This window comes from Streptomyces sp. SID3212 (assembly GCF_009865405.1).
In the GTDB taxonomy this organism is placed as follows: Bacteria; Actinomycetota; Actinomycetes; order Streptomycetales; family Streptomycetaceae; genus Streptomyces.
This window is the reverse complement of sequence record NZ_WWJY01000829.1, coordinates 1-8,401: the sequence shown is the minus strand read 5'-3', so window position 1 is coordinate 8,401 and position 8,401 is coordinate 1. Positions and strand designations below refer to the sequence as shown.

Here is an 8,401-nt window from a genome sequence, read left to right as displayed (position 1 = left end):
TGCTCGGCGTACGGACCGCGCCGGTGATCGCGGTCGCCGTGGTCGTCGCCTCGGTGGCGCTCGCCGTACCGCTCGCCAGGACCGGCGGGACCCCGCTGCCCGGCCTGCTCGCCGCCTGGCCCGGGATCCTGCCCCTGCCGCCCGCCGCCCTCGGCGCGGGACTGCTCGGCGCGCTGTCGTTCGGCGACGAGTTCCGCTACCCGGCCCTGGCCGGCGCCCGGGGCACCGTCCCCCGCCGCCTCGGCCTCCTCCTCGCCAAGCTCGCCGTGACCGCCGGTACGGCGCTGCTGCTCGCCGCCCTCGTGGTGGTCGCCGACGCGGGGGCGCTGCGCCTCGCGTACGGGGCGGACGCGGCGCCCGTACCGGACAACTGGTTCGCGCTGGGCGCGGGTTGGGCCCTGCTCGCGGTCGGCTGCGCCTGGGCCGGGCTGCTGGGCGCCGGGGTCTTCCGGGTCACGGCGGCCGGGATGGCGGCGGTCCTCGCCGTACCCGTCGCAGTCGTACCGCTGGTCCAGAAGGCGCTCGCCGGCCCGTCCGCGCGTTCGATCGCCGGACTCCCGGGCCGGTTGCGCGAGCTGGCCTGGCCCGCCTGGCCCCACCAGGCCGACCGCTGGCTGCCGGCGACCGTCCGGCTGATCGCCCAACCGGTCGCGGCGGCGCTCACCCTGTCGCTCTTGGCCCTCCTCTGCGCGTATTTGCTCACCGGCCTTCGCCGAAGGGCCCGTTGGTGATCGAAGGTGGCCGGAAGCGTGCCGCAGTGGGCACAACTCCCCTGAAAACGCCCGCTTCTTTCCGATAAGGCGTCAATCGAAGGGCCGACGCCGATCACCCTTTCGTGTGCTTTTCACCAAAGACCTCAAGGGTGGCGGAATCAACGCCGACAAAGGATGCGTGAGTACCCTTGCGCACACCATGATGACCGCCGCCCGCTCCGTCGACCCCGGCCTCGCCGGACCGGGTGAACTCGACCGCTACCCCTTCGCCGAGGCGCCCGGCGCCGAACGCGCGGCCTCGCCCGTCTGGGACGGGGCGGATACCGACCTCGGCCGGGTCGGCCGCCGTACGGCGGGCAGCCGCGGCCGCGGGCTGCACGGCCAACTCGTCCAGCAGCTCGGCCAGATGATCGTGTCGGGCGACCTGGGCGCCGACCGGCCGCTCGTACCGGAGGAGATCGGACAGCGTTTCGAGGTCTCCCGCACGGTGGTCCGTGAATCGCTGCGCGTGCTGGAGGCGAAGGGGCTCGTCAGCGCCCGCCCCAATGTCGGGACCCGCGTCCGCCCCGTGAGCGACTGGAACCTGCTCGACCCCGACATCATCGAATGGCGGGCCTTCGGCCCCTCGCGCGACGACCAGCGCCGCGAGCTGGCCGAGCTGCGCTGGACCATCGAGCCCCTCGCCGCCCGCCTGGCGGCCGGCCACGGCCGGGAGGACGTCCAGCAGCGGCTCACCGACATGGTGGAGATCATGGGCCACGCCCTGGCCCAGGGTGACGCGATCACCTTCGCCCGGGCGGACGCCGAATTCCACAACCTGCTGATCCAGCTCGCCGGCAACCGCATGCTGGAGCACCTCTCGGGCATCGTCTCCGCCGCGCTCCAGGTCTCCGGGTCCCCCGTCACCGGCTGTGACCGGCCCACCGAGGCCTCCATCGCCCACCACGGGCGGATCCTGGAGGCGCTCGCCGCCGGTGACGCGAACGCGGCCGAGGCGGCCATGCGCCAACTGCTCACGGTGCACCCGGAAGTGGAGCGCGTCGTTCCGGCGCCGCGCGAGCACTGAACACCGCTCGGGTCAGGGCGTACGGGGATGTACGCGTCGTGTGTCGCCGGGCCCACCGGGCCCGGCGACTCGAATGTGGGGTCTTAGATCCCCTTCTGGCCACCTTGTCGCAAATGGGGTGTGACTCGGGCCACGTGGATTGGGCGTAACACTCCTCGGCACCGTGCGATGACCTAAGAGGTGAGAGCCGAGGAGGGAATACGTCCGCCGCGCATGGCGCTGTATTCACCTCTGAGGTCCTAGCCCGCGCCGTCGGCGACATCCCCAGCCGCCGGTCGTCGGCTCCGGCCCGATCCTGGGCGGGGCCGGAAGCCGTTTCCATCGTTCCGAGAGGTTGTTCGTGTCGGCCAGCACATCCCGTACGCTCCCGCCGGAGATCGCCGAGTCCGAGTCTGTGATGGCGCTCATCGAGCGGGGAAAGGCTGATGGGCAGATCGCCGGCGATGACGTGCGTCGGGCCTTCGACGCTGACCAGATTCCGCCAACCCAGTGGAAGAATGTTCTGCGCAGCCTCAACCAGATCCTCGAGGAAGAGGGTGTGACGCTGATGGTCAGTGCCGCGGAGTCGCCGAAGCGCGCCCGCAAGAGCGTCGCTGCGAAGAGCCCGGTCAAGCGCACCGCCACCACGAAGGCCGTCGCCGCCAAGACGACCACGACGAAGACCGTCGCGGCCGCCACCGCCACCCCGTCGGCCGATTCCGTGGACGCGGGCGCCGACGACGTCACGGCCGCCCCCGCGAAGAAGGCGGCGGCGAAGAAGACCGTGGCCAAGAAGGCGACCGCCAAGAAGGCCGCCGTGAAGAAGACGGCTGCCAAGAAGACCAGCGCCAAGAAGGACGCCGACGACGCCGACGGCGAGGAGTCGGCCGAAGAGGTCCAGGCCGGCAAGGGCGAGGAGGAGGAGACCGAGGGCGAGAACAAGGGCTTCGTCCTCTCCGACGACGACGAGGACGACGCGCCCGCCCAGCAGGTCGCCGTCGCCGGTGCCACCGCCGACCCGGTCAAGGACTACCTCAAGCAGATCGGCAAGGTCCCGCTCCTCAACGCCGAGCAGGAGGTCGAACTCGCCAAGCGCATCGAGGCCGGTCTCTTCGCCGAGGACAAGCTGGCCAACGCCGACAAGCTCGCCCCCAAGCTCAAGCGCGAGCTGGAGATCATCGCCGAGGACGGGCGCCGCGCCAAGAACCACCTCCTGGAGGCCAACCTCCGTCTGGTGGTCTCGCTGGCCAAGCGCTACACCGGCCGCGGCATGCTCTTCCTGGACCTGATCCAGGAGGGCAACCTGGGTCTGATCCGCGCGGTCGAGAAGTTCGACTACACCAAGGGCTACAAGTTCTCCACGTACGCCACCTGGTGGATCCGCCAGGCGATCACCCGCGCCATGGCCGACCAGGCCCGCACCATCCGTATCCCGGTGCACATGGTCGAGGTCATCAACAAGCTCGCGCGCGTGCAGCGCCAGATGCTCCAGGACCTGGGCCGCGAACCCACCCCGGAGGAGCTGGCCAAGGAACTCGACATGACCCCCGAGAAGGTCATCGAGGTCCAGAAGTACGGCCGTGAGCCGATCTCCCTGCACACCCCGCTGGGCGAGGACGGCGACAGCGAGTTCGGAGACCTCATCGAGGACTCCGAGGCGGTCGTACCCGCCGACGCCGTGAGCTTCACGCTCCTCCAGGAGCAGCTGCACTCGGTGCTCGACACCCTCTCCGAGCGGGAGGCCGGCGTGGTGTCCATGCGCTTCGGTCTCACCGACGGACAGCCCAAGACGCTCGACGAGATCGGCAAGGTCTACGGCGTGACGCGTGAGCGCATCCGCCAGATCGAGTCCAAGACCATGTCGAAGCTGCGCCACCCGTCGCGTTCGCAGGTGCTGCGCGACTATCTCGACTAGGACTCGACTAGGACACGCGCCGCCAGGACGTATCTGTAGGGCTCCACAGCCGTACTGCTGTGGAGCTGTGCAGCTGTTCGAAGGCCCGGCCCCCGGAGACATGCGCTCCCGGGGCCGGGCCTTCGCGCGGTCCGGGGGTGCGAGACTCGGCCGGTGGGATGACTCTGGGTGTACCAGAGTCCACCGGAGAGTCAGGAGCCTGTATGCGTCGTCCTCTTGCCCGAGCGCTGACCGGAGGACTGGCCGTGATCGCGGCGGGGGCCGTGCTGCCGCTCGCCTCGCCCGTGCCCGCCGCCGCGGACCGTGTGGTCATCGGCGGCCAGGCGGTACGGATCACCGACAGTCCGTGGGTCGTGGCCCTGTCCAGCCGTGACCGCTTCGGCGGATCGCGGGCGGGCCAGTTCTGCGGAGGCGTGGTGGTGGCGCCGACAAAAGTCCTGACCGCCGCGCACTGCATGAGCCGGTCCGTCCTGGGCGCCGCGCCCGAGGCCGTGCGGGACCTGCGGGTCGTCGCGGGGCGCGAGCGGCTGATGGGGGCGGGCGGCCAGGAGATCGCCGTACGGTCGGTCCTGGTCGATCCCGCGTACGAGCCGGCCACCAACGCGTCGGACCTCGCCGTCCTGACGCTGACCGACGCGCTGCCCGCTTCGTACGTGATCCGGCCCGCGGAACCGGGCGACGAGGCGGCCGCCCCCGGCACCCCGGCGGCCGTCTACGGCTGGGGTGACACCACGGGGGAGGGGCGCTACGCGTACGGGCTCCGCGCCGCGCCCGTGACGGTCCTCCCGGACGCGGCGTGCGAGCGGGCCTACCCGGGAGGCTCAGGAGGCCGCTACGAGGCCTCCACGATGCTCTGTGCGGGCGACACGGCCGGCGGGCACGACGCGTGCCAGGGGGACAGCGGCGGGCCCCTGGTGGCCCGTGGGCGGCTGATCGGCCTGGTGTCGTGGGGCAGTGGCTGCGGGCGCGCGGAGAGCCCCGGGGTCTACACGCGGGTCACGACGGCGCTCCAGCCGGTCGCGGAGGCCCTCCAGACCGGGGCCGGGACGGGGCGCTGACGGTCTCCGGACAGCGCCGACCGGGCCAGGAGACCGCACGCGGCCAGGAAGCCGCACACGGTCAGGGCTGCACGCGGCCAGCACACACGCGGACAGCACACACGCGGACAGCACAAACGGCGCCGGCGGCTCCGCCGGCGCCCTGCGTGCTCCCCGCCCTGACGAGAACGGGCGGCCTCCCCTGCTGTGCAGGGGCGGTCGCCCGTCGGTCGGTCCAGGACCGGCCCTTGGCTCGTCGTGGATGCGAGGTGTCAGTGTTCCTCTTCACCGGAGACGGCAGGGACGGCCGTCAGCCGGTCGGTCTCATCCTGTATTTCCGCGGCGATCTTCTTGAGTTCCGGCTCGAACTTACGTCCGTGGTGGGCGCAGAAGAGCAGTTCACCACCGCTGGACAGGACAACGCGCAGATAGGCCTGGGCGCCGCACCGGTCGCAGCGGTCAGCCGCGGTCAGCGGGCTCGCGGGGGTCAGAACAGTAGTCACGTCGCCTCTTCTCTAGCTCGACGAGCTGTCGTACCAGGGTCAACATCCAACCAGGCCGAAAACGTTCCCGCTCGCGGCTTTTCCTCGAAACTTCTTCTCGTGGTGGTCGGGTGTTGGCGGATGGCGGCGAATGAGCCGTATTGCTCGCTGGGCTTCGCACTACGGGGTTCGCGTTGCTTGACGTTGCTTGTCACAGGTGGGGGAGCCCTCCCGGCCGGCTTGCCGGTTGTTGATGAGGACGTGCCCGGAGCCTAAATGGTTCATGCCTGGAAGGGAACGTGATGTGTGCTTCACTCCATCGAGGGATCGAACACCTATGCGACCTTGGACTAGCATGAGAATTCGCGAGGGTGGCGTGACAACGGCTCTACCAGGCCTCTGTACCCTCTGACCGGTGACAGACGCCGGGCCTTTACCCCACTTGGGCCCATCTCAAATTCAGCGAGGAGCGAACCGCGTGACCGCCGATACGTCCGTGCCGTCCAGTGCGCTGCTGACCGCAGATCGTGACGGTTCCAACTACACCGCGCGGCACCTGCTCGTCCTTGAGGGGCTCGAAGCGGTCCGCAAGCGACCCGGGATGTACATCGGGTCGACCGACAGCCGGGGGCTGATGCACTGCCTCTGGGAGATCATCGACAACTCGGTGGACGAGGCCCTGGGGGGCTACTGCGACCACATCGACGTGACCCTCCACGAGGACGGCTCCGTCGAGGTCAAGGACAACGGCCGGGGCATCCCGGTCGACGTCGAGCCCAAGACCGGCCTCTCCGGCATCGAGGTCGTCATGACCAAGCTGCACGCGGGCGGAAAGTTCGGCGGCGGCTCGTACGCCGCCTCCGGCGGTCTGCACGGCGTCGGCGCCTCCGTCGTCAACGCCCTGTCCGCCCGGCTCGACGTCGAGGTGGACCGCAACGGCGCCACCCACGGCATCAGCTTCCGGCGCGGGGTCCCCGGCATCTTCACCGAGCAGGGCCCCGACGCGCCCTTCGACCCGGCGAACGGCCTCCTCAAAGGCAAGCGCGTCCCCAGGACCCGTACCGGCACCCGGGTGAGGTACTGGGCCGACCGGCAGATCTTCCTCAAGGACGCCAAGCTCTCCCTGGAGCACCTGCATCAGCGCGCCCGCCAGACCGCCTTCCTCGTGCCCGGCCTGACCATCGTCGTCAGGGACGAGCGCGCGGCCGGCGAGAGCGAGGGCGGCGGCACGGTCGAGGAGACGTTCCGCTTCGACGGCGGCATCAGCGAGTTCTGCGAGTACCTGGCGCAGGACAAGGCCGTCTGCGACGTGCTGCGCCTGACCGGCTCCGGCACGTTCAAGGAGACCGTGCCCGTCCTGGACGACCGCGGCCACATGACTCCCACCGAGGTCACCCGCGAGCTGGGCGTCGATGTCGCCCTGCGCTGGGGCACGGGGTACGACTCCACGATCCGCTCGTACGTGAACATCATCGCCACCCCCAAGGGCGGCACCCACGTGAGCGGCTTCGAGCGGTCCCTGACCAGGACGGTCAACGAGGCGCTGCGCTCGGCCAAGATGCTGCGCGTCGCCGAGGACGACATCGTCAAGGACGACGCCCTGGAGGGCCTCACCGCCGTCGTGACCGTACGGCTCGCAGAGCCGCAGTTCGAGGGCCAGACCAAGGAGATCCTCGGGACGTCCGCGGCCAACCGGATCGTCGCGAACGTGATCGCCAAGGAGCTCAAGGAGTTCCTGACCTCCACGAAGCGCGACGCCAAGGCACAGGCACGGGCCGTTCTGGAGAAGGCCGTCGCCGCCGCCCGTACGCGGATCGCGGCGCGCCAGCACAAGGAGGCGCAGCGCAGGAAGACCGCGCTGGAGTCCTCCTCGCTCCCCGCCAAGCTGGCCGACTGCCGCAGTGACGACGTGGACCGCAGCGAGCTGTTCATCGTGGAGGGCGACTCCGCGCTCGGTACGGCGAAGCTTGCCAGGAACAGTGAGTTCCAGGCGCTGCTGCCGATCCGGGGCAAGATCCTCAACGTCCAGAAGTCGTCGGTCTCGGACATGCTCAAGAACGCCGAGTGCGGGGCGATCATCCAGGTCATAGGGGCGGGCTCGGGGCGGACCTTCGACATCGACGCCGCCCGCTACGGCAAGATCGTGCTCCTTGTCGACGCCGACGTCGACGGCGCGCACATCCGCTGCCTGCTGCTGACGCTGTTCCAGCGGTACATGCGGCCGATGGTGGAGGCGGGCCGGGTCTTCGCCGCCGTGCCGCCGCTGCACCGGATCGAGCTGGTCCAGCCCAAGAAGGGCCAGGACAAGTACGTGTACACGTACTCGGACAACGAGCTGCGCGAGACGATGGCCCAGTTCCAGCGCAAGAACGTGCGCTTCAAGGACGCCATCCAGCGCTACAAGGGCCTCGGCGAGATGGACGCCGACCAGCTGGCCGAGACCACGATGGACCCCCGCCACCGCACGCTGCGGCGGATCAACATCGGGGACCTCGAATCGTCCGAGCAGGTCTTCGACCTGCTGATGGGCAACGAGGTGGCGCCCCGCAAGGAGTTCATCACCAGCTCGGCGGCGACGCTGGACCGCTCCCGTATCGACGCCTGAGACGCACGAGACGCGCTAGACGCCGGAACGGACTCCGGGACCGGTCTCCTCCACCCACGGGTGGAGGAGCCGGTCCTCCTTCGTTCCACCCCTGCGGCGATGTTCCGGAGCCCGCGCTTCCGTAGCGTCGGCGGTGTCGCACCCCGCCGCGGAAGGACCGCGTGTGACACCCATCTTCAGCCGCCGCGAGGTCTCCGGCTGCCCCTCGCCGCCGCCGTGCCGGTCGGCCTCGTGGCGCGCGCCGGGTTCGCGGCGGTCGACCAGGAGGCCCGGCTGAGCACCACCCTCACCACCGCCCGGGAGGCCGAGCGGACTCATCCCACCCCCCGAGCAGGGCCCTACTGTCACCTGATGGAGTGAAGTCGGGGGAGTGAAGAGTCCGGGATCTCCCCACTCTGTCCATCCTTGGGGCGCGGCCGAAACGGTTCGCTGACAAGGAGAGTTGACCGGTGGAGAAGCAGGAAGGGCGTGACGCCGCAGCGGTGCGGCTCGGCGACCCGTGGTACGACGCACTGGCCGACGGCTGGGGGGACCCGGACGGTACGGGCCTCCCCGCCGGCCCTACCACCGGCCCGGCCGCCCCCGCCGCGCCGGACGGACCGCC

Annotated in this window: 6 protein-coding genes and 1 pseudogene; 6 read left to right on the top strand and 1 reads right to left on the bottom strand. The window is 70.3% G+C overall.

Annotated elements, in window-relative coordinates; all coding sequences use genetic code 11:
* The 4 genes and pseudogenes from GT042_RS25115 to GT042_RS25100 form a co-directional block, all read left to right on the top strand.
* A pseudogene (locus GT042_RS25115) lies at positions 1-731 on the top strand (ABC transporter ATP-binding protein); the annotation flags it as partial.
* Positions 732-891: 160 nt separating this feature from the next.
* A complete protein-coding gene (locus GT042_RS25110) occupies positions 892-1,779 on the top strand; it encodes an FCD domain-containing protein (protein WP_161311003.1) in 888 nt (295 codons plus the stop codon).
* Between the two features lie 340 nt (positions 1,780-2,119).
* The gene (locus GT042_RS25105; RefSeq protein WP_161311002.1) at positions 2,120-3,673 is read left to right on the top strand and encodes an RNA polymerase sigma factor; all 1,554 of its coding nucleotides are present in this window, start codon (positions 2,120-2,122) and stop codon (positions 3,671-3,673) included.
* A 203-nt stretch (positions 3,674-3,876) separates the two neighbouring features.
* Positions 3,877-4,731 (top strand): serine protease, encoded by an 855-nt coding sequence (locus tag GT042_RS25100; RefSeq protein WP_161311001.1) that lies wholly within the window; start codon positions 3,877-3,879, stop codon positions 4,729-4,731.
* A gap of 251 nt (positions 4,732-4,982) precedes the next feature.
* On the opposite strand, the gene GT042_RS25095 is transcribed toward GT042_RS25100, so the two are convergent.
* Positions 4,983-5,213, bottom strand: coding sequence for a hypothetical protein (locus tag GT042_RS25095; RefSeq protein ID WP_161311000.1), 231 nt, complete (start codon positions 5,211-5,213; stop codon positions 4,983-4,985).
* A gap of 457 nt (positions 5,214-5,670) precedes the next feature.
* Between GT042_RS25095 and GT042_RS25090 the strand changes: the two genes are divergently transcribed.
* Both GT042_RS25090 and GT042_RS25085 read left to right on the top strand, forming a co-directional pair.
* Positions 5,671-7,797, top strand: coding sequence for a DNA topoisomerase IV subunit B (locus GT042_RS25090; protein WP_161310999.1), 2,127 nt, complete (start codon positions 5,671-5,673; stop codon positions 7,795-7,797).
* Between the two features lie 99 nt (positions 7,798-7,896).
* The gene (locus tag GT042_RS25085) at positions 7,897-8,157 is read left to right on the top strand and encodes a hypothetical protein (protein ID WP_161310998.1); all 261 of its coding nucleotides are present in this window, start codon (positions 7,897-7,899) and stop codon (positions 8,155-8,157) included.
* Positions 8,158-8,401 lie beyond the last annotated feature (244 nt).

Excerpts from the sequence above, each read along its gene's own strand:
- GT042_RS25100 (WP_161311001.1), top strand. The coding sequence starts at position 3,877 with ATGCGTCGTCCTCTTGCCCGAGCGCTGACCGGAGGACTGGCCGTGATC.
- GT042_RS25085 (WP_161310998.1), top strand. The coding sequence starts at position 7,897 with ATGTTCCGGAGCCCGCGCTTCCGTAGCGTCGGCGGTGTCGCACCCCGC.